This is a genomic window from uncultured Porphyromonas sp. (genome assembly GCF_900541275.1).
GTDB lineage: Bacteria > Bacteroidota > Bacteroidia > Bacteroidales > Porphyromonadaceae > Porphyromonas_A.
This window is the reverse complement of sequence record NZ_UQJH01000005.1, coordinates 80,731-101,820: the sequence shown is the minus strand read 5'-3', so window position 1 is coordinate 101,820 and position 21,090 is coordinate 80,731. Positions and strand designations below refer to the sequence as shown.

The following is a 21,090-nucleotide window of genomic DNA, read 5'->3' as shown; positions in this document are numbered from 1 at the left end:
GTTGGAGTGGTGCATGAGCCGAGAGAAACCCTCCCGGACGATATTCCGTCATCAAATGTACACTTTTTTACCCTTACACCCCACCGATAAGCAAATAATTTACTGTACACCACCGCCACCCAGCTCGATCAGCCAGCGACAAAAGAGGAGGAAAAGGTAGGCCAAGAGGACCATGAGGAGGATCAAGACGATGATGGCCACGACGAAGTAGCGGGCTCGGCGATTGACCTCACGGATCGTCTCGCGGTCATCCTCGACAAAGCCCCGAACCAGCTTGGCGGTCCGGCTATTGGCTCGGAAGAGGAAGTCCAGCACCGGACCGATGAAGGGGACCAGCCCGACGCAGGCATCGATGAGAAAATTGTAGAGTATCGCCAGCGTCAGCGGGAGGGACTTGATCTTGCGGGTCGAGAGTCTCAGGCCGGGGATCACGAAGAGGAAGCCCACCACGTCGCCCGCATAGGGGATGAGGCCGATGAGTGCATCGATCCCGTAGCGGTCCATATACCTATCCGCCCAGAGGATGATCCTGTAGTCGCGGTCGCTGAGGAGCTCCAGCTGGCGCTCCTCCTTCCTCGCATGGCGCGCTGCCTCCTCCGCCCGAGCGCGATCCATAGAGGCTTGCTCCTCGGGGTCAGTCAGCCGGAGCTGACGCCGCAACTGCTCTCGTCGTCCCTCGTGCATCGCCTTATACGTCCAGAGTCGCCTCGCCGCTGAGCAGCTTACGGAGGTCGTCCGGCCCGAGGTCCTGCTTGCCCTCTCCGGCGAGGAGCAACAGGTCCTCACGGACACGCTCATCGGTCAGGTCGGTGTGGACACGGCGCCTCACCTCAGCAAGGAAGGCGGACTTATCATCGATCTGCCGCATATTATACTGAAAGGTCTCACGGATCCGCTCCAGCTCACGCCGGTAGTGGTCCTCGGTCACCTTACTCGCCACCTCCTTCTGCCGCAGCAGGAGGAGCTCATCGACAGCTGCCGCCGACCGCTGAGCGGCGACACGCGAGCGGGCTGCCGCCACCTGAGCCAGCTGGCGGGCACGCTGCTCATCCCGAGGGTCGGCCGGTCTCGAGGGAGTGACAGAGTGAGAGACCCTCTCTGCGATCACCGGCGCCGCCTGTTGCTCCACCCCCTGCAGGCGCTGCCGGAGGCGATCGATCCGCTCCGTCATCTCGGCAGGGAGCGGGGACTGCTCCAGCTCCCTGAGAGACTGAGGAGCCACTAAGCGATCCTCCAGCGGACTCTCGATGATGTCCCGAGCGATGGAGAGGAGCTTTAGCACCGGAGTAAGGTGGGCGGCCGCATCGCTCAGCATCGTCGGTGAGAGGGTCTGCAGCTCATGGATATGCTCCGTCAGGTCACCGGCGTCCATACGCGACTGGTGGTACTCCTTGAGCGACTCATCGTAGATGCGCTGTAGCGAGTCGATCTCCTCGCCGAAGACCCTCAGGTCAACTCTCAGCTCCTCGTACTTACGCACGATCTCTCCATCGTACTTATCCCACTCGGTGAGGTCTCGGCCGTAGCTCTCGCTAGCCTTACCAAAGGTGACCATACGGCGGAACCAATTCGGCTCCTTTGGCTTAGCCTGTAGAGCCTCCTGGTAGCGCCCCTCCAGCGAGTCAAGGAGCACCTTTGTCGTCTCCACCTGATCCTTATAGTAAGTGATATTGAGCCGGGCGTCGAGCATTTTCTCCTCCAGCCCTCTCATATGCTTATGGATCTCCTCCCGCTCGTGGACGATCTGCTTCACCTCGGGATCAGAGTAGAGCGCCTCCCGCAGCGCCCTCCACTCACCCGAGAAGACGCTCTCCCCATACTGATAGAAGAGGTCCGCCCTCGAGAGGTAGAGGTCGTTTATCGTCCGATACACCTCTACCAACCGCGCCATATCCGCCTGTATCGAGGAGGCATCCCGCACCACATCGCTCCGGAGGTCGAGGAGCTGCCCCTTCAGTCGTGCGGTGTCGCCGACCGTCTTGCTGTAGTGCGTGACGAGATTGACCGCCGCCATCACGAGGGCAAAGCGACGACCGGAGGAGTGGCTGTAGTCCCGCACCGAGTCGGAGATGCTGGAGCGGAAGTCCTCCGAGATAGAGCTGAGCAGCTCCGAGGCACGCCCCGAGAGGCTGTCATAAGAGAGCCTCGCCCGGCCGTACATCTTGTCCACATCGATCCAGCGAAGTTTATCAAAGTCAAAGAGCTCCGGCGCCACACTATGGATCCGATCACCAAAGAGATCCTTCAGCAGCGCCACCCACTCCCGATAGCTGTAGAGGACCTGCTCCCGCAGCTCACCATAGGCGGTGATGGCCCCCTTGATATCCCCTTTTGCTTCCTTATATGCCTCTACCAGACCGGCATAGCGCCGGAGGAGATCCTCCGACTCCGCCTGGATCGTCTTGATGCCGGCGGTGCCGACGATGGTATCGACCGCCTGCTGAGAGAGCTGAGGCTTCACACCCGGGCGGTAGTCTCGGGACGCCTCGTCCACCTGCAGGAGTACCCGGTCCATAGCCCTCTTCCCCTCCTCAAGCAGCTTCGTCACCACGCTCACCGCCTTGGCGCTCTCGCTCGACTCGATCAGGTCGATGATGCGGTACTCATCGACGAGGCTCTTGCTGCTGCTGTTATTGAGGAAAGCCTCCCGGATGTGGGGGTCGTCGCCCATCGACCTATACGCCTCCCAGACCAGCCGGCTCACCTCGGACGAGTCCCCGGAGATGCCGTCACCCCGCAGCTCATAGGCGAGGTCGGCACGGGTAAAGTGGTCGTCCCGGGCGACCAATTGGTCAGCAATAGACTTGATGCGCTCGTAGAGACGCTGCAGATCGATATCGGACATAGAAAAAAAGAGAATTTCGGTACATATAAAAAAACAGCCGTGAGCGACACCGCCCACCCGACTGCTCAAATGTAACGCTTTTCAGTGGATCCTCTCCGCCGGAGGGACCCTACCCGGATCTCTATCGGTCGAGCCAGAGGGTCATCTGGCAGGCGCGGCAGTCCGTGGTGATGCGGGAGCGCTCCTGGCCACGGACGAGGTAGAGGGGCAGGGCAAAGGGTGGCCGCTTGCCCTCCCGGGTGCAGTAGCCCAGCCGATGAAGCAGGCAGTGACGGGTCTGCATCACCGGCACCGACCCCTCCGGCATCGCCACCTCCATAGCGGGGGCGATCTCTCCCTCTACACCGAGACGGCGGTAGAGCCGCTCTGCCTGCCGGTTGGCGACGTTGTAGGTAAAGTCAAGGCTCTCCGGCAGACCGGACTCCTCCCGAGAGTGCTCCCGACTGAGGAAGTCCTTCCGCCACTCCCGAAGCCGCTCACCCCGGTGGTCACGCTCCTCGACCATCACCCTCCGGCAGGCTTCCCTCAGTCGCTCCACAAGCTCCCTCCGCAGCTCCGTCACCACGGAGGGCGGCAGGTACAGCCCCCGAAGTCTCAGCTCAGGTTGCTCGACCCTGTAGGGCGTGTCGCCAAGCTTGGAGAGCGTGTCGATGAGTCTCGCTGTGGGATCCTTCTCTGCCGGCTCCAGGGCCATCTCCCTCTGTACCTCCACCGCTATGGAGGGCGCTTCGGCCACAGAGGCACGGAGGATAATCCCCTGCTCCGTCGCCTCGCACTCCATACCTATTTGGACCTTTCGGTTCGAGGCATCATCGCGCCTCAGGAGCCGGTCCAGCCGATGATTGAGGTTGCGGAAGACCGTCGCACCTGGCGTCATCTCGACCGAGGCGGAGAGCCTCAGCCGGTAGGTCCCATCGCCCTGGGGCGTCACCTGATTGACCAGCGCACCGGCTGTCGTTGTTTCATCAGAGGAGACTAAGAGGAGGCCGTCGCCATTACTCAGCTCAGTCCCCATATCGCGGAGCTGCAGCACCATCTCCCGTCCCCGACACTCAGTGAGCGTGCCGAGCTCCTCCCCGACACTCTTATTGGTATAGGGGGTGATGCTCTCCGTCGGGATCGGCGTATGCAGTGGGGTATTGTAGGCGGTGAAGCGGCGGGAGAAGGTCTGCTCCGGTCGTGGAGCAAAGGTAAGCTCCGTCTCGCCCCACGAGCTGCGGCAGTACTCCTCACTGCGTCTACTGATGATCTCATCCACCACTCGACGGTAGTGGGCGGTCACGTTGCGGACGTAGTCGATGTCCTTTAGCCGCCCCTCGATCTTTAGCGACGAGACACCCCGGTCGAGCATCTCCTCGATGATCTCGGTCCGATTGAGGTCCCGCAGCGACAGCAGGTGTTGCCCGGTGAGAAGTTTTCGCCCCATTGCATCCTCCAGGTCGTAGCTCATGCGGCAGTACTGTGCGCAGGCACCTCGATTGGCACTGCGGCCACGGCACGCCTCGGAGATGAAGCAGCGCCCGCTGTAGGAGACGCAGAGGGCTCCGTGAACAAAGCTCTCCACCCGCATCCCTACCCCGTCAAGCAGGCTCGGCAGGTCCGCCGTGCTCACCTCTCGCGGGAGCACCACCTGCTCCATGCCCAGCGCCTCGAGGGTGCGGAGCTTGGCATTGCTGTCGTTGTGGCACTGCGTACTGGCGTGGAGGGGGATGGGAGGCAACTTCTCCATCAGCAGCCCCATATCCTGTATGATCAGCGCATCGGCACCGGCACCATAGAGATCCCATGCGAGCGAGACCGCCTCGGGGAGTTGCTCATCCGTCAGGATCGTATTGAGCGCCACATAGACCCGTGCGCCCACCTCGTGTGCCTCTCGGGTGAGCGTCGCAATGTCCTCGAGAGAGACCCCGGCGGCAGCGCGCGCGCCAAACTTCGGTGCCCCGATATAGACTGCGTCCGCCCCTGCCGAGAGAGCCACCCGCCCGCTCTCGAGGGACGAAGCGGGTGCCAGTATTTCGATGCTTCTCTTCATGGCACAAAGGTACCCATTCCTCCCCTCAGTTCGCCCCCCTGAATTCAGCATGAAACTCGATGCGGTGAGTTAACGAGGCGAAAATGGGTAACTTTGGGCATCAGAGCAGGAATTGGGAGCAAAGCACTGACCAAGACCATGCACTTCACCAAGATGGAGGCACTGGGCAACGACTACGTCTACACGTGATTATCCTCGTGACCGACCTGGTAAACCCCGCCCACATTGAGACCAGCGCGGTGGCGGGTCGCTGCGGCTTGTATTGCGACGGACGGTGGGCGAGGCTATGATACCTGCCGTGAATAAAGAGAATGAACCTAAATCCCCCCCTCTACCCTTGCAGCACTTCGACCAGCTCTACCTCTGCCACCCCAATAACACAACCATTACTTACCTTTAAATATGCCCGTTTCGCTGTCTCGATTCCATACACCCTTTTGATCTGACTGATATTTACGTCCGCGTGAAAGATTCCATGTCAGATTCAAAGAGATCATATTTCCCCACTCCGGAATATATACAGTTAGATCTTTCTTGATGAACTGCGAGTGCGTTGCCTCCCCGAAGGTAGATCCATTTTTCAGGAATAGATGAGAGCCATAAAGACCAATGGAGAGGTTTTGGCTCAGTTTATAATTCACTTGCGCTTCTATATTCTGGCCGGTGGTGTTCTCACTTTCTCCTCTAAAGTTTCTTTCCTTTGCAGACCAAGAAGCTCTAAAGCTCCATTTGCCAAAAAAAAGTTTCGAGCCAACATATCCCCATAGGCGATGGAAGTCGTGGGTATAATTATTTCCCACGTAACGAGATAGCAGGTACGAAAATCCGCCATCCAAAGTCAGAACATTGGGTATTATATAGAGTTGAACAGTTGTATAATTCCAAAAGTCTGCTGCTGACTTCTGCTGTTCATAGCCTAAGTCAAACCATGTCCTCCCATTTGCGTCACTGTGTCTCGTTATTTCTTCTAAGATAGGATTCCGGCTATACGTGTACCCCGTTGTGTTTTCAGTATAGAAGTATTTATGCTCGTAAGAAAGGGTCAGCGTCTGTGTATACCTGCTGTAAGGTTTCAAGTTAGGATTACCTACATGATATTCGTATTCATTTGACTGCTGTCTGTTATTGCTCAGATTAGCCAAGGATGGTGCATTGGGAGATATATTAAAGACATATCGTATGTTTCCCTTGTCCAGAAAAGGGTGGCTGAGACTTAGAGATGGGCGTAAAAGGAAGTAATGATAGCTCTCTGTCCCTTGCGAATAATATTGATAGCTTCCTCCTAAACCAAGCATATAACGTAAGTTGCTGAATCTTCCTGAAATCTGGGAATAAAGATAGGTGCTGCTGTTGTGCATATCATTGATGATGTCGGAAGTCCCTGTATATTTATTTTTGGTATAGCCCTGCAGGTGACTGACGCCAGAGGTCCAGCTGGACTTGCCCAAAGGCTGGCTAAACTTGACGTCACCTATAAGGGAATAGCGTTTGCCGTCTGTATCGTAGCCATATTGTGATGTCGGCAAGTCAAAATCTTCATTGTCAAAGGTCTTAAAGCTATATCCATATTTCGTGTCGTACATGGTACCTACTAAATTGAAGGTCAATGTGCGATTTTTCTTAAAATAGCGCCTAAAGAATAAATCTATCGTTGGCGAGAAATAATGCTCTGTAGGTTCGGTCAAAGCGTAATATGTAGGCTTGCCCGTTTCATAAATGCGCTGGCGGTGGCCTCTGTCCGGACTATTATAGAAGTGACAGCTTGCCTGTGCCATAAAAGTATACTATCCCTTCTTTGTCCAATCATAGGTAATGCCGAAATCATGGTTTGCGTATGCCAGCATTGTATTCATTCCCTCACGGCGTATTCCGTGAAGGTTTCCATCAGATAAGATATAGCTATCCGTTTGGTCGATGTGTCTTCGGCCTAACTTTGAAAAATCATTCTGATAGTAAATGCCCCACTTGGACAGGCGATGATTATATTGTGCATAGATATAATTCTGTCCATTCAACGTAGTCACAGCATCATTCAGATTAAAACCGATGGACATACCTTTCACTCGAGGCTTAACGATAAAATTGATGATGGCAGTAGGTGTCTCCAGCCCAAATTCAACACCGGGATTATCAATGTACTCTATACGCACAACCTCATCTGGTCGCAGGGCAACGACATCGGCTTGTGAAGCACGCTTTTCATTGATAAAAACAGGAACACTTCCCGACCCTCGCCTCTCCACTTTTTTGTTTGCCGTATCAACATAAACTCCGGGCAAGTTGACTTTATCTATGAGATCATAGCCAGAGCTCGAAAGCCTGATGTCATCTTGGGATGGAAACAGTAGCTTTCTATCTACTTTATGGATAATTCTATCAGCCATGACCGTCACCTCCTCGAGGACGTTATCCTCCAATCTTATTGTATCAAGCTCTATCGCTTTCGGCATTTTCTGTAAAGAAAGGAGGTAGGGAGCATAGGCAGCATGTCTAATTTCAAGAATGCAGTCTTGTCCCTCAAGTGTTTTTGTTTCCACCCTAAACTCTCCTTTCATATTTGAAATAGAAATATTCTTAGCCGGACTCCCCTTGCAGGTCAGTGTAACAGAGGCACCACCGACAGGTTGTTTCTCCCTATTAACTATTGTGCCGATAACTTGTGCAGAGCAGACATTACCCATCAATAGTATGATAGCACATATAGTACAAAATAGAAATCGATTATTCATAATAATGTTGTTCGGTTTTCTGATCTATAAAATTGAGAAATTCCTTTCCGTTCTTATCTTGCCCATCAGTCGTGCGGTATCACTGACTATTTTTCTATAAGCACCACCTGCTCCATACTCAGCGCCTCGAGGGTGCGGAGCTTGGCGTTGCTGTCGTTGTGGCACTGCGTACTGGCGTGGAGGGGAATGGGAGGCAGCTCCTCCATCAGCAACCCCATATCCTGTATGATTAGCGCATCGGCACCGGCACCATAGAGGTCCCACGCTAGTGAGACCGCCTCGGGGAGTTGCTCATCCGTCAGGATCGTATTGAGCGCCACATAGACCCGTGCGCCCACCTCGTGTGCCTCTCGGGTGAGCGTCGCAATGTCCTCGAGAGAGACCCCGGCGGCAGCGCGCGCGCCAAACTTCGGTGCCCCGATATAGACTGCGTCCGCCCCTGCCGAGAGAGCCACCCGTCCGCCCTCGAGGGACGAAGCAGGTGCCAGTATTTCGATGCTTCTCTTCATAGTGCAAAGGTACCCATTCCTTCCCTCAGTTTTACCCACCCCAAGTGGAGCTATGGGTCGTCGGGGTGCACGGATCGGTCACTTCTGTCATAGGGGAGAAATGCCGAGATCAGCCCCCTTACCTCTGTTGTTTCCATGGATCCTAACTACCTCCTCCCCTACTATCTACTGCCTTTGCCGTGGAGCCCAAAGGGAGGGGTGTCCAATGCCCGATGGATAGGCGCTTGATCTAATACCGATATTAGAGAATTCTTTTATCGGTATTAGGCGACACTAATATCGGTATTAGAGATTTCTCTGAGAAGCGAGCTGCTTGAACAGGGAGTCACAGATCACAGGGGTTACGCATTTGAGCATTAGGGTAATCATATACCAAGGTGTGCTCACCCGTGTGGCACCCGCAAGGGTGCTCGCTCCTTAGGCATCGGTCATCCGCAAAGCGGTGACCGATGTGCCGAGACCCGCCCCAACACCCTCGACCCCTGGCGGGTCGCCGAGCAGAAAGCCCCCCTCCAGCAAGCGTGTTGCACTCCACGGAGAGGCTTGATAGCGCGACACACTGTGACAGACCATCTCAACCTATCATTAAATATAAATATTGCCTACATTTGCATACTATATGATAGGTTGAGTGAGATGGCAAAGAACACGATGGGGACGAAGTTGCCCCGAAAGTTAGAGCAAAAGATGGAGACTGTAGGCGAACAGATCAAGCTGGCTCGCCTCAGGCGCAATCTGACAATGGAGCAGGTGGCAGAGCGAGCCACCTGCTCCCCCCTCACGGTATCTCGGATCGAAAGGGGGACCCCAACCGTTGCCATCGGCATCTACCTCAGAGTGTTGTATGCGCTTCAGCTCGATGATGACATCCTATGGTTAGCCAAGGAGGACGAGCTGGGGCGACGCCTACAAGACTTAAGCATGGTGGATAGGCAGCGGGCTTCGAAGAAGGGATAGCCATGAAGACATTGCTGATATATGCCGATTTCGATTGGCTTAAGGAGGTGAGGTTGGTCGGGAAGCTCTCTTACGAGTCGCTTCGAGGGAGTGACACCTATGGTTTCTCCTTCGACAGAGAGTGGCTTCGGGATTACGGAAGTCTCTTCTTGAGTGCAGACCTCAATCCCTATCCCGGGATGCAGTATACCGAGGAGGGAAAGGATATCTTCGGGTGCTTCTCTGATGCCCTGCCTGATCGCTGGGGTAGGATGCTCTTTATGCGTAAGCAGCAGATCCTGGCCGTGGAGGAGGGGCGACCGCTCCGCCATATTTCCTCCTTTGACTACCTCCTGGGCATCGATGACTTTTCTCGTATGGGCGGCTTCCGCATCAGGGAGTCGCCGGGTGGTGAGTTCATCAATAGCAGTCCGGTACTGAGGATACCCCCCTTGACGGACATAAGGGCACTGGAGGCTGCCAGCCGGGCCATAGAGCAGAGCGAGGAGGCAAACGAGTTGCCTGACAAGAAGTGGCTGACCCAACTTCTACAGCCGGGTTCTTCGCTCGGAGGAGCCAGACCGAAGGCAAGTGTAGTAGACACCGATGGGGCGCTATATATCGCTAAGTTTCCCTCCCGAAAGGACGACTACGATGTGGGCTTATGGGAGCACTTTTGCCACCAATTAGCCATAGAGGCTGGTATTAATGTGGCTGAGACTAAGGTGATTGCCTCAGGACCTAAGTACCACACCCTACTATCTCGAAGGTTTGACCGGGGCGAGGAGGGGCAGCGGATCCACTTTGCCTCGGCGATGACCCTCTTAGGATTGAGTGATGGGGACAATGCCTCCAATGGCTATGGCTACCTCGACATAGTTGATTTCATCATCCAGCACTGCACGGACGTGCAAGCCAATCTGCAGGAACTATACAGACGAGTAGCCTTCAATATATGTATCGGCAATAGCGATGACCACTTCCGCAACCACGGCTTCTTGCTGACGGCAAAGGGCTGGACCCTGTCACCGGCCTATGATCTCAACCCCACTCTCAGTCAGCATCAGAGCCTCCTGATCAACTCCGTCACGAGTGAGGCCAACATAGGATACCTGGCAGATGCGTCTGAGGAGTATATGATCGAGAAGAACGTAGCCCGGCAGATCATCAGCGAGGTGACTGACGCCGTGAGGGGATGGCAAGAAATAGCAACAAGGCTGCACATTCCAAGCCGTGAGATACCGGCCTTTGCGGGGCGCTTCAGCATCACTTCCGTATCCTGATGCTTTTGCCCTGGAAGAGCGAACGAGGCGAAAATGGGTAACTTTGGGCATCAGAGCAAGAATTTGAGAGCAAAGCAATGACCGAGATCCTGCACTTCACCAAGATGGAGGCACTGGGCAACGACTACATCTACATCGATCGTGACCGCTACCCCTCCCTCGACTATCCTGCACTCGCCCGGCACTACTCCGACCGCCACACCGGCATCGGGGGCGACGGTGTGGTGACCTACTCCCGGCACGACGCCGAAAGCTTCGAAATGCATATATACAATAAGGACGGCTCCGAGGCGGAGATGTGCGGCAATGCGATCCGCTGCGTCGCGAAGCTCCTCCACGAGGAGGGGCGCACCGAGGAGACCTCCCTTCGCATCCATACCGGGGCGGGACTCCTGACTGTGGACCTCCTTTTTGATAAAGAAAAAGAGGTTACCGGGGCGCGCGTCGAGATGGGCATCCCCGAGGTGACCGCGACCCCCGAGACGGTCGAGGGAGTCGAGGGCTGCATTGCAAGTATGGGCAACCCCCACTTCGTCATCCTCGCACAGGGAGATTTCCCGCTCGAGACCAAGGGGCCGATGCTGGAGCAGAGCCGGCGATTCCCCGAGGGGACGAATGTGGAGGTGATCCGCCCCATCGACCGGCACACTCTTGAGATGCGGGTCTGGGAGCGAGGCTCCGGGCTGACCCGCGCCTGTGGTACCGGAGCCTGCGCATCAGCCGCCGTGGCGATCCGCCTCGGGCTGGCGCTCTCCCCTGTATGCGTTCGCATGCCGGGCGGTGATCTGACGATCGAGTGGAGCGGGGAGGAGAGCCGGCCGCTCTATATGACCGGACCCGCCACCCGGGTATTTGATGGCACACTTCAGCTAAGATAAATCCGTATGAATCATAAGATCAACACCAATTACCTCAAGCTCCCCGACAGCTACGTCTTCGTGGAGATCAATGACCGCATCGACTGCCACCTCAAGCACCACCCCGATGCCGACCTGATCCGCATGGGCATCGGCGATGTCTCGCTTCCCTTGCCGGATGCCTGCCTACAGGCTATGGCTAAGGCAGTGGAAGAGCTGGGCCACAGCGAGACGATGCACGGCTACGGCCCCGAGGTGGGGCATAAGTTCCTCCGGGAGCGCATCGCCAAGGACTACCGCAGCAAGGGGCTTCCGGTCGACTGGTCGGAGGTCTTCATCAGCGATGGTGCGGGACCGGACGCCTCCAATATCGTCGACATCTTTGACGACAGCGTGATGGTCGCCGTGACCGACCCGGTATACCCCGCCTACATCGAGACCAATGCGATGGCGGGCCGCTGCGGAGAGTACCGCGACGGACGGTGGACGAGGCTGGAGTACCTGCCGTGCAATAAGGAGAATGACTTTATCCCCCCACTACCCTCCCGGCACGTCGACCTGCTCTACCTCTGCTACCCCAATAACCCGACCGGAACGGTGCTCAAGCGAGCCGACCTGCAGCGCTTCGTCGACTACGCCCTCGCTGAGGATGCGGTGATCCTCTTCGACGGCGCCTATGAGGCCTACATCCGTGAGGAGGACGTGCCCCACAGCATCTACGAGCTGGAGGGAGCAGATCGGTGCGCGATCGAGTTTCGCAGCTTCTCCAAGTCTGCCGGCTTCACCGGGGTCCGCTGCGGCTACACGGTGGTCCCGCACGCTCTGAAGGCGCACCTCGAGGACGGCTCCAAGGTGGAGCTCAATCGGCTCTGGGCGCGGCGTCAGGGGACGAAGTTTAATGGTGCTTCCTACATCTCTCAGGTCGGTGCCGCCGCCTCCTACCTGCCTGAGGCTCAGTCGCAGATCCGCGACCACGTCGACTACTACCTCGAGAATTGCCGAATGATCCGCACCGTCTTTGCAGAGCGGGGCATGGAGGTCTTCGGCGGAATCTCGGCGCCCTACATCTGGATCAAGACCCCGGAGAGCCACCCGAGGAGCTGGGACTTCTTCCAGTACCTCCTCGAGGAGAAGGGCGTGGTGGGTACGCCGGGCGTCGGCTTCGGTCCCGAGGGCGAGGGCTACTTCCGCCTCTCCGGCTTCTCCACGCACGAGCTGACGGAGCGGGCGATGAAGCGGATCCTCGGCTGACCCAATGGGCACGCCTGTCGCCCAAAGAGCACGTGAGCAGATCATCATCGGGATAGACCCGGGGACGATCGTGATGGGCTACGCCATCATCGCCGCCCGGGGGCGCAAGATGCGCCTTATCGCCATGGGTGTGCTTAAGCTCGACCGCTACGCTGACCCGTACCGCCGACTGCGCAAGATCCACGAGGGCGTCTCTCAGCTCATCGCCCGCTACCACCCCGATCAGCTGGCGATAGAGGCACCCTTTTATGGAAAAAACGTACAGAGTATGCTCAAGCTGGGGCGCGCCCAGGGGGCGGCAATCGTCGCTGCTCAGCTCGCTGACCTGCCGGTGACGGAGTACCCCCCATCGACAATCAAGAAGATGGTGACCGGCAACGGCAGCGCCTCCAAGGAGCAGGTCGCCTACTACCTCCGCAAGATGCTCTCCATCCCCCCAGAGGCGATGATGGATGCGCTCGATGCCACCGATGCCACCGGTGCAGCGGTCTGTCACGTCCTCTCCGCAGGTCGCGGACCGGTCACGGGCGGTCGCTCCTCCTCGTGGCGCGACTACCTCCGCAACCATCCCGACAAGGTCGTCAAGTGAGAGCCGATTTTCCGTCCCTCTAAAGATCATTTGCCAGATCCCTCACGACGTGGTGCAAAGGCACAAGAAGAAAGGGAGGGCGTAGTGTCATCGAGACTCATACTATCTCCTGACTGAAACAACATTCACACGATACGCCAAAGGGGCTGTCTCACTTCTCGGTGAGACAGCCCCTTTGGGATTGATCTATACTCTAAAGCTGTGCCTTAGGCATTGGCAGCGGCGACGAGGTCAGCTACCGTCTTATTGGCATCGCCGAGGAGGAGAGTCACACCGAACTCACGCTCGTAGAGCGGGTTGGGGACACCGGCGTAGCCGGGGTTGAGGTCGTAGTTGCAGATGATGACGTACTTCGCCTGATCGACGTTCAGCACCGGCATGCCGTAGATTGGCGTACCCTCGGCCTCACGGGCGGCAGGATTGAGGACGTCATTGGCTCCGATCACGATCACGAGGTCGGTTTCCTTGAAGTCGTCATTGATCCGTTCCATCTCGAAGAGGTCATCGTAGGGCACATCGGCCTCGGCGAGGAGGACATTCATGTGGCCCGGCATACGACCGGCGACGGGGTGGATGGCAAAGCGAACCTCTGCCCCCTTACGGGTCAGGGTGTCCGCCAGCTGCTTCACCAAGTGCTGTGCCTGGGCGAGCGCCATACCGTAGCCGGGGACAATGATCACCTTCTTCGCATCAGTGAGCACCTTGGAGAGGTCGGGACCACCGGTGGCCTTCTTCACCTCCGAGGGTGCAGCGGCAGCCTCGGCAGCGAGCTGAGCCACGGTCTCCTTGGCGTCACCAAGCTTCAGCGTCACTCCCTCCTTGCGGGTGTAGAGCGGGTTCTCCACTCCGGCATAGCCCGGCTTGAGGTCGTAGTTACAGATGATGATGTGCTTCGCCTGGTCGACGTTGAGCACCGGCATGCCGTAGATCGGCGTGCCCTCAGCCTCACGGGCGGCAGGATTGAGGACGTCATTCGCTCCGATCACGATCACGAGGTCGGTATCCTTGAAGTCGTCATTGATCCGCTCCATCTCGAAGAGGTCATCGTAGGGCACATCCGCCTCGGCGAGGAGGACATTCATATGCCCAGGCATACGACCGGCAACGGGGTGGATGGCAAAGCGAACCTCAGCGCCATTGCGCCGAAGCGTGTCGGCAAGCCCCTTCACCTCGTGCTGCGCCTGAGCGAGCGCCATACCGTAGCCGGGGACGATGATCACCCGCTTGGACTCGTGGAGGAGAGCACCCTCATCGGAGAGCTCCGTCGGCTCACATGCAGTGGCGAGGGGTGCGGTCGTCTTGGCGAGGAGCTCGCCGACCGTCTCCTTGGCATCGCCGAGACACATCGTCACGCCCTCCTTGCGGGTATAGAGCGGATTCTCCACTCCGGCGTACCCCGGTTTGAGGTCGTAGTTGCAGATAATAATGTGCTTTGCTTGGTCAACATTGAGCACCGGCATGCCGTAGATCGGTGTACCCTCAGCCTCGCGCGCGGCAGGATTGAGGACGTCATTTGCCCCGATCACGACGACAAGGTCGGTCGACTTGAAGTCGTCATTGATCCGCTCCATCTCGAAGAGATCATCATAGGGCACGTCCGCCTCGGCAAGGAGGACATTCATGTGGCCAGGCATACGACCGGCGACGGGATGGATCGCAAAGCGTACGTGTGCGCCATTGCGGGTCAGCGCATCGGCGAGGTGCTTCACCTCGTGCTGCGCCTGTGCGAGTGCCATACCGTAGCCGGGGACGATGATCACCTCCTTAGCCTCGTGGAGGAGCTTGGCGGTATCATCGGGAGCGGCATCCGCCTTGGCAGGTGCCTGGGTAGCGGCACTGACGAGGTCAGCCACCGTCTCCTTGGCATCACCGAGACACATCGTCACGCCCTCCTTGCGGGTGTAGAGCGGGTTCTCCACTCCGGCGTAGCCCGGCTTGAGGTCGTAGTTGCAGATGATGATGTGCTTCGCCTGATCGACGTTGAGCACCGGCATGCCGTAGATCGGTGTGCCCTCAGCCTCACGGGCGGCAGGATTGAGGACGTCATTCGCTCCGATCACGACGACAAGGTCGGTCGACTTGAAGTCGTCATTGATCCGCTCCATCTCGAAGAGGTCATCGTAAGGCACATCCGCCTCGGCGAGGAGGACATTCATATGGCCCGGCATACGACCGGCAACGGGGTGGATGGCAAAACGAACCTCTGCGCCATTGCGACGAAGGGTGTCGGCGAGCTGCTTCACCTGATGCTGTGCCTGTGCGAGCGCCATACCGTAGCCGGGGACGATTATCACCTTCTTCGCATCGTGGAGGAGCTCCGGGAGGGAGGCCTCCTTCTTAGCTGCCGGAGCAGCAGGGGCGGCGGCGGGAGCGGCAGCCTTGGGGGCAGCTTTCTTCTTCCCTGCAGGAGCAGCGGTCTTGCCGAGGAGGATATCCCCGAGGGAGCGATTCATCGCCCGACACATGATCTGCGTGAGGAGGAGTCCGGAGGCACCTACGATACCACCGATGGCTACCAGCATCACGTTGCCGATAGCCATACCGGCGATCGAGCCGGCGACACCGGAGAGAGAGTTGAGGAGCGAGATCGTGATCGGCATATCGGCACCACCGACGCGGATGGTGAAGAGCCCACCGAAGAGGGCAGCAAAGAGGACCGATAGGCAGACGATCCATGCGGCATTGCCGTCATTGACACCGAAGAAACTCCAGATGAAGAGGATGCCACAGAGGGCGAGGGAGACAGTGAGGTAGAGGCTGTGATTCTTGATCACCTTGGGTCGACCATCGATGACGCGGTGGAGCTTACCGGCAGCGATGAGACTGCCGACGAGCGTGATCATACCGACGATCACGGCGAGGACACCGGTGGAGGACTCGAAGGCCCCCAGCGAGAAGGAGTCGGCGTGCATACCGACTAAGGTAATCGACACCTCGGGCGAGGTGATGCCCATCAGCGTGACGATACCGACGAGGGCGGAGGCACCACCACCGAGACCATTGAGCAGTCCGACCATCTCAGGCATCTCGATCATCTTGACCTTACGAGCCATCATAAAGCCGATCACGAGACCGATGAGGATGAAGAAGAGGGTGCAGAGAAGTGGCACCATACCGTGTCCCCAGAAGGCGACGAGTATCGCCAGGATCATCGCCAGGATACTGGTCCGATTACCATTAACAGACGAAGAGACACGGCTCATCATCCAGAGGCCGGCGAGCACTAAGAGGGGGATAATAATATTGAGTACAGATATCATAATACCGATCATTTACCCCCCTTGGAGGACTTGCTGTGGTGAAACATCTTGAGCATCCGCTCCGTGACGCCAAAGCCACCGACGACATTGATCATCGCCAGGATGAGCGCAATGCCGCCGAGGATCAGGGCGAGGTAGTAGCGGAAGTCGCCCCCGTAGGCATCGATGCACTCCACCGTCTCACAGACGACGATGATCGCGCCGACGATGGTGATGCCGGAGAGTGCATTCATACCCGACATCAGCGGCGTATGGAGCAGACTGGGGATCTGCCGGATGATGAAGTATCCGACCACTGCGGACACTATGAAGACCAGGACTAAGACTAGTGGTGAAGCCATATCATAAGAGATAAAAAAGAGCCAAACCGGTCTCCCTATCCAGGAAAATCGATTTGGCTCATGGTGATTAGATGATTAGCACTCCAGAGGACCGTCTGCACCGAGCGCCTCGAGGCAGCCGGCATGTACGATCTTGCGGTCCTTGGTCACGGTGATACCCTTGCAGATCTCATCCTGAGGATCGAGGACGATCTTGCCGTCGTGAGTGAGATACTTGGTCAGGTTGTAGATATTCTGAGAGAACATCCAGGTGGAGCTATTGGCGAGCAGTCCGGGGATATTCTTGATACCATTGATCATAACATCGTGGACACGCTCGTGCTTTCCGGGAGGCGTGCACTCGCAGTTACCGCCCTGGTCGATAGAGATGTCGACGATGGCAGCGCCCTTCTTCATCCCCTTGACCATCTCCTCGGTGATGATCGTAGGAGCGATCTTACCGGGGATCAGTGCGGAGCAGAAGACGATGTCCATCTCCTTGATCGTAGGATAGAGCTTCTCACGCTCTGCAGCCAGCACATCGTCGGGAAGACGCATAGCGTAGCCTCCCTCGCCGACAGCGAGCTTGGGATCGACACCGGTCTCGACGATCTGAGCGCCGAGAGACTTTGCATTCTCAGCAGCCATCGGGCGGATATCAGCAGCGTAGGTGATCGCACCGAGACGCTTGGCGGTGGCAAGAGCCTGCAGACCGGCAACGCCGACACCGATGACCATCACCTTGGCGGGGACGATCTGGCCGACAGCGGTAAACATCTGGGGCATAAAGTAGGGCAGGTCGTTGGCTGCCATGATCATACCCTTGTATCCGGCGCAGGTACTCATCGAGGTGAGTGCGTCCATATTCTGAGCGCGAGAGATACGGGGTACACCATCGAGGGTGAGAGCTACGACGCCATTGTGGGCGAGCTTCTTCACCATCTCATGATTGACGGGGGAGGCGGGGTGGATGAAGGTGATCAGCACCTGACCCTCGTGCATCATGTCTGCCTCATTCTTCTGCAGCTGCTCATTGAAGAGCGGCTCCTTGACCTTGAGGATCACGTCGGCCTTGTCGAAGAGTGCCTGAGTATCGGTCATCAGCTTGGCACCGGCAGCCTCGTAGTCCTTGTCGTGGTGGTAGGAGGGCTCTCCTGCACCGGCCTCTACGAGGACTTCGCAGCCGTCAGCGACAAACTTCTTCACGGTCTCCGGAGTCGCTGCGACGCGACTCTCACCGGGCATGATCTCACGCGGAATGCTTATAATCATAGATGATAAGTGGTTGGTTTTGGTTTTAAAGGTGATTGTAATTGTCTTGTCTGAGACAAATGTATGGAAAAAAGAGTCGGACCAAACAAGAAAAATAGAGGTTCGGGGATACTAAATTTTCACATTAACTCACTCGCTAATAAAAAGAGCCACCAAGAAGATCGCGTACATACTTAATATACAGAGATCTACATCCCACAAGAGCCGCCGACAATCATCTGAGGGAGACGCATCTCAGCTGATGGCAAGTAGTGCTAATTGCTTACTGCACTTTGCACATCCCGTGCTACCTTCACGCGCAATCCGCATCCTACCCTACGGAGTGGTAGACGAGCAGACTGCCCTCTCAGATCACCGTTTATGATCCACGATGGCAACCCCCGGGCATAGACGCTTGTTTTAATGGGAATAAAGAGTACTTTTGTACCCTAATCTATTGTTAATCATTGGAAATACTTTCTAATCATTTTACTTCATCATGGAAGTACGAGTAAGTCGCATTATTGCTGAATACTACGACTACACCCGACGCGAGGCCGAGGATTACATCCGCCAGGGGCGCGTCACTGTCAATGGATCGAAGATTCAGATCGGCGACAAGGCCGGCTCCGGCGATATCGTCGCACTGGATGACGTCTCCATACCCCTCAAGGGGATCTTCCGCCGACTGGAGCGTCAGGAGATTGGGCGGACCGAGGTCGGCTCGGGAAAGCAATTTCGACAGGAGGATGAGCGCTACGAGGACCCCAAGAGTCGCGAGCTGAGGAAGGGTCGGAAGAAGCACCGTCGTACCCGCTCCAAGGTGGACGAGTACGAGGAGGATGCGTACGACGAATAGATAAGTAGACACACAATATATATGAGCGTGATGAGGATGGGAGTGGGGAGTATGACTCTGGTGCTCCTATTGGTGGGCTCTCTCTCCTGCAGCGGCAGTAAGCGGCAGAGCGAGGAGAAGAGCTGGGAAGAGGCGACCCCCGCCCCTCTCACGACTGAGCAGAGCGTCCCGATGGCGACGGAGGTGGAGGAGCCCTGCACCTTTGCGGTGTACCAGTCCAATAACTCCCTCCTTGAGAGCATCGAGGCGCCATGCAATCAGGGGACCGAGCCACTGACCTCCTTCCTCGTAAGCTTCCGTAAGGACGCCGGAGTGGTACGCTCGCGCGCCCTCCTCCCAAGCGGAGTCACTCCACCTCATGTGGTCGAGGATCCCTTCCGGATCATCTCGCCTGACAGCACCGGTTACTTTGCCTCATGGATCATCATCGAGAGGGACACTGCCTCCTTCTGCACCGGATACATCGACTCTGACATCCTTGAGCAGTACACCTTTGCCCGGAAATCTCCGGACGACAAGTGGTACCTCATCGATTACTACAACGCCGCCACACAAGACGATATCAGCGAGTACGCCGACTGAGCCGCTGATCCGGTAGGCAGTTTGCCGGGAAGTATGTGATAGATTTTGCCTAACTTTGTCCCTGATCATTATCAGGCAAGTGCTATGGGCAAAGTAATAGCTATATCCAATCAGAAGGGCGGTGTCGGCAAGACAACGACGGCGATGAACCTCTCTGCGGCACTGGTCGCGCTGGGGTGCCACGTGTTGCTTATCGATGCGGACCCGCAGGCCAATGCTACCAGTGGTCTCGGTGCTCAGGCCAAGTCCGCCGAGCTCTCTACCTACGGCTGCATCCTCGGGGATACCGACCCGAGGAAGTGCCTGATCCCCTCCTCCGTGGAGGGACTGGAGATCCTCCCATCACACACCGACCTCGCTGGGGCTGAGGTGGAGCTGGTCAACGTCCCACAGCGGGAGTATGTCCTCAGGCGCATCACGGAGCTACTCAAGCCGGACTTCGACTTCATCCTCATCGACTGCGCGCCCTCCCTCGGTCTCATCACCATCGCTGCCCTCGCTGCCGCCGACTCGGTCATCATCCCTGTCCAGTGCGAGTACTTCGCCCTCGAGGGGATCAGTAAGCTCCTCAGCACCCTACGCATCGTCAAGGAGCGGCTCAATCCCCCCATCGACATCGAGGGCTTCCTCATGACTATGTACGACAGCCGCACCAAGCTCTCCACGCAGGTCTATAAGGACGTCAAGAAGCACTTCAAGGACCTCGTCTTCGACACGGTCATCAATCGCAACGTCCGCATCAGCGAGGCACCGAGCTTCGGCAAGAGCGTACTCGACTTTGACCTCTCCTCCAAGGGGAGTCAAAACTACCTCGAGCTGGCTCACGAGGTGATGGAGAATAATCACACCCCGATCCGCCGAACCATCTCATGAGTACGAGCAATAGAAATAGCGCCTCTCTCGGGCGAGGACTTGACGCCCTCTTCCCCAATGACTTCGTCAATATAAAGAAGGTAGAGACCGGAGGATCCTCCTCCATCTCTGAGCTACCTCTCGATGCCATTTACCCCAATCCCGACCAGCCACGGCGAGACTTCGATGCCGAGACCCTCGAGGAGCTGGCCTCCTCGATCAAGCACATCGGGCTCGTCCAGCCGATCACCGTGCGGGAGGATGGTAAGGGGCAGGGAAAGTACATCATCATCAGCGGTGAGCGCCGCTACCGAGCTGCCCGGCTGATAGAGTTGGAGACGATCCCCGCCTATATCCGCACCGTGGATGACGACCAGGTAGTGGAGATGGCGCTGATCGAGAATATCCAGCGCGAGGACCTCAATGCGATCGAGATCGCCCTCACCTTCAGCAAGCTGATCGATGCCGACGGGCTGACGCAGGAGGAGCTGGCGACACGCGTGGGGAAGAAGCGCGCCACGGTCGCCAATTACCTCCGGCTCCTCAAGCTCCCGGCGCAGATACAGCTGGGGCTGAAGAATAGGAAGCTCACCATGGGGCACGCCCGCGCCCTCCTCAGCATAGAGGACACCGAGCTGCAGCTGGCGCTCTACAAGCAGATCCTCACCGATGATCTCTCCGTCAGGGACGTGGAGCAGATGGCTCGCGAGTACAGCACTGCTGAGCCGAGCGACCGGGCAAAATCGCAGGAGGAGGCACGCCGGGTCGCCAAGGAGCGCTTGGCACAGTACCGCAGCACCACCGACCAGATCTCACAGATCTTCGGGACGAAAGTGAAGATGAGCTGCAACGCCGCCGGTAAGGGTCGGATCACGATCCCCTTCGCAAGCGATGATCAGCTGCAGGAGATCCTCTCGATGCTGAGCAAGCTGTAG

General features: G+C 57.2%; 17 protein-coding genes and 1 pseudogene. 9 read left to right on the top strand and 9 right to left on the bottom strand.

Annotation, left to right across the window (positions count from 1 at the left end; genetic code table 11):
- Positions 1–99 precede the first annotated feature (99 nt).
- The 6 genes and pseudogenes from QZR17_RS04410 to QZR17_RS04385 all read right to left on the bottom strand — a co-directional run.
- Positions 100–684, bottom strand: a complete 585-nt coding sequence (locus tag QZR17_RS04410) for a DUF4112 domain-containing protein (protein ID WP_296158947.1) — start codon at positions 682–684, stop codon at positions 100–102.
- Between the two features lie 4 nt (positions 685–688).
- Positions 689–2,845, bottom strand: coding sequence for a hypothetical protein (locus QZR17_RS04405; RefSeq protein ID WP_297128118.1), 2,157 nt, complete (start codon positions 2,843–2,845; stop codon positions 689–691).
- 121 nt (positions 2,846–2,966) lie between these two features.
- Positions 2,967–4,877, bottom strand: a complete 1,911-nt coding sequence (locus QZR17_RS04400) for a U32 family peptidase (protein ID WP_297128117.1) — start codon at positions 4,875–4,877, stop codon at positions 2,967–2,969.
- A gap of 386 nt (positions 4,878–5,263) precedes the next feature.
- The gene (locus QZR17_RS04395; protein WP_297128114.1) at positions 5,264–6,652 is read right to left on the bottom strand and encodes an outer membrane beta-barrel protein; all 1,389 of its coding nucleotides are present in this window, start codon (positions 6,650–6,652) and stop codon (positions 5,264–5,266) included.
- A gap of 9 nt (positions 6,653–6,661) precedes the next feature.
- Positions 6,662–7,606, bottom strand: a complete 945-nt coding sequence (locus QZR17_RS04390) for a hypothetical protein (RefSeq protein ID WP_297128111.1) — start codon at positions 7,604–7,606, stop codon at positions 6,662–6,664.
- 98 nt (positions 7,607–7,704) lie between these two features.
- Positions 7,705–8,115: pseudogene (locus QZR17_RS04385) on the bottom strand (U32 family peptidase); the annotation flags it as partial.
- A gap of 636 nt (positions 8,116–8,751) precedes the next feature.
- Here QZR17_RS04385 and QZR17_RS04380 point away from each other — a divergent pair.
- From QZR17_RS04380 to ruvC, 5 genes are all read left to right on the top strand, one after another.
- On the top strand, positions 8,752–9,072 hold the full coding sequence (locus QZR17_RS04380) for a helix-turn-helix transcriptional regulator (RefSeq protein WP_296119324.1): 321 nt from the start codon (positions 8,752–8,754) through the stop codon (positions 9,070–9,072).
- Positions 9,073–9,074: 2 nt separating this feature from the next.
- On the top strand, positions 9,075–10,334 hold the full coding sequence (locus QZR17_RS04375) for a type II toxin-antitoxin system HipA family toxin (protein ID WP_297128107.1): 1,260 nt from the start codon (positions 9,075–9,077) through the stop codon (positions 10,332–10,334).
- A gap of 77 nt (positions 10,335–10,411) precedes the next feature.
- Entirely contained in the window at positions 10,412–11,212 is an 801-nt protein-coding gene (gene dapF, locus QZR17_RS04370; RefSeq protein ID WP_297128104.1) for a diaminopimelate epimerase, read from the top strand.
- A 6-nt stretch (positions 11,213–11,218) separates the two neighbouring features.
- Positions 11,219–12,442 (top strand): LL-diaminopimelate aminotransferase, encoded by a 1,224-nt coding sequence (locus QZR17_RS04365; RefSeq protein WP_297128101.1) that lies wholly within the window; start codon positions 11,219–11,221, stop codon positions 12,440–12,442.
- A gap of 4 nt (positions 12,443–12,446) precedes the next feature.
- On the top strand, positions 12,447–13,031 hold the full coding sequence (gene ruvC, locus QZR17_RS04360) for a crossover junction endodeoxyribonuclease RuvC (protein ID WP_297128098.1): 585 nt from the start codon (positions 12,447–12,449) through the stop codon (positions 13,029–13,031).
- Positions 13,032–13,237: 206 nt separating this feature from the next.
- Here the strand turns inward: ruvC and QZR17_RS04355 are convergent, their stop codons facing one another.
- The 3 genes from QZR17_RS04355 to QZR17_RS04345 form a co-directional block, all read right to left on the bottom strand.
- Positions 13,238–16,291, bottom strand: coding sequence for an NAD(P)(+) transhydrogenase (Re/Si-specific) subunit beta (locus tag QZR17_RS04355; RefSeq protein WP_297128095.1), 3,054 nt, complete (start codon positions 16,289–16,291; stop codon positions 13,238–13,240).
- 8 nt (positions 16,292–16,299) lie between these two features.
- Positions 16,300–16,632, bottom strand: a complete 333-nt coding sequence (locus QZR17_RS04350; RefSeq protein ID WP_018107869.1) for an NAD(P) transhydrogenase subunit alpha — start codon at positions 16,630–16,632, stop codon at positions 16,300–16,302.
- Between the two features lie 75 nt (positions 16,633–16,707).
- On the bottom strand, positions 16,708–17,883 hold the full coding sequence (locus QZR17_RS04345; RefSeq protein ID WP_297128092.1) for an NAD(P) transhydrogenase subunit alpha: 1,176 nt from the start codon (positions 17,881–17,883) through the stop codon (positions 16,708–16,710).
- Positions 17,884–18,361: 478 nt separating this feature from the next.
- On the opposite strand from QZR17_RS04345, the gene QZR17_RS04340 reads away from it, so the two are divergent.
- The 4 genes from QZR17_RS04340 (at position 18,362) to QZR17_RS04325 (ending at position 21,090) form a co-directional block, all read left to right on the top strand.
- Positions 18,362–18,721 (top strand): S4 domain-containing protein, encoded by a 360-nt coding sequence (locus tag QZR17_RS04340; protein WP_297128089.1) that lies wholly within the window; start codon positions 18,362–18,364, stop codon positions 18,719–18,721.
- A 21-nt stretch (positions 18,722–18,742) separates the two neighbouring features.
- Entirely contained in the window at positions 18,743–19,303 is a 561-nt protein-coding gene (locus tag QZR17_RS04335) for a hypothetical protein (protein ID WP_297128086.1), read from the top strand.
- A gap of 84 nt (positions 19,304–19,387) precedes the next feature.
- Positions 19,388–20,176, top strand: a complete 789-nt coding sequence (locus QZR17_RS04330) for an AAA family ATPase (protein WP_070464738.1) — start codon at positions 19,388–19,390, stop codon at positions 20,174–20,176.
- On the top strand, positions 20,173–21,090 hold the full coding sequence (locus QZR17_RS04325; protein WP_297128082.1) for a ParB/RepB/Spo0J family partition protein: 918 nt from the start codon (positions 20,173–20,175) through the stop codon (positions 21,088–21,090). The genes QZR17_RS04330 and QZR17_RS04325 overlap by 4 nt, the downstream gene beginning before the upstream one ends.

Bases quoted from the DNA above. Each gene is read 5' to 3' on its own strand.
- QZR17_RS04410 (WP_296158947.1), bottom strand. From the start codon at position 684: ATGCACGAGGGACGACGAGAGCAGTTGCGGCGTCAGCTCCGGCTGACT.
- QZR17_RS04405 (WP_297128118.1), bottom strand. From the start codon at position 2,845: ATGTCCGATATCGATCTGCAGCGTCTCTACGAGCGCATCAAGTCTATT.
- QZR17_RS04400 (WP_297128117.1), bottom strand. From the start codon at position 4,877: ATGAAGAGAAGCATCGAAATACTGGCACCCGCTTCGTCCCTCGAGAGC.
- QZR17_RS04395 (WP_297128114.1), bottom strand. From the start codon at position 6,652: ATGGCACAGGCAAGCTGTCACTTCTATAATAGTCCGGACAGAGGCCAC.
- QZR17_RS04390 (WP_297128111.1), bottom strand. From the start codon at position 7,606: ATGAATAATCGATTTCTATTTTGTACTATATGTGCTATCATACTATTG.
- QZR17_RS04380 (WP_296119324.1), top strand. From the start codon at position 8,752: ATGGCAAAGAACACGATGGGGACGAAGTTGCCCCGAAAGTTAGAGCAA.
- QZR17_RS04375 (WP_297128107.1), top strand. From the start codon at position 9,075: ATGAAGACATTGCTGATATATGCCGATTTCGATTGGCTTAAGGAGGTG.
- dapF (WP_297128104.1), top strand. From the start codon at position 10,412: ATGACCGAGATCCTGCACTTCACCAAGATGGAGGCACTGGGCAACGAC.
- QZR17_RS04365 (WP_297128101.1), top strand. From the start codon at position 11,219: ATGAATCATAAGATCAACACCAATTACCTCAAGCTCCCCGACAGCTAC.
- ruvC (WP_297128098.1), top strand. From the start codon at position 12,447: ATGGGCACGCCTGTCGCCCAAAGAGCACGTGAGCAGATCATCATCGGG.
- QZR17_RS04355 (WP_297128095.1), bottom strand. From the start codon at position 16,291: ATGATATCTGTACTCAATATTATTATCCCCCTCTTAGTGCTCGCCGGC.
- QZR17_RS04350 (WP_018107869.1), bottom strand. From the start codon at position 16,632: ATGGCTTCACCACTAGTCTTAGTCCTGGTCTTCATAGTGTCCGCAGTG.
- QZR17_RS04345 (WP_297128092.1), bottom strand. From the start codon at position 17,883: ATGATTATAAGCATTCCGCGTGAGATCATGCCCGGTGAGAGTCGCGTC.
- QZR17_RS04340 (WP_297128089.1), top strand. From the start codon at position 18,362: ATGGAAGTACGAGTAAGTCGCATTATTGCTGAATACTACGACTACACC.
- QZR17_RS04335 (WP_297128086.1), top strand. From the start codon at position 18,743: ATGAGCGTGATGAGGATGGGAGTGGGGAGTATGACTCTGGTGCTCCTA.
- QZR17_RS04330 (WP_070464738.1), top strand. From the start codon at position 19,388: ATGGGCAAAGTAATAGCTATATCCAATCAGAAGGGCGGTGTCGGCAAG.
- QZR17_RS04325 (WP_297128082.1), top strand. From the start codon at position 20,173: ATGAGTACGAGCAATAGAAATAGCGCCTCTCTCGGGCGAGGACTTGAC.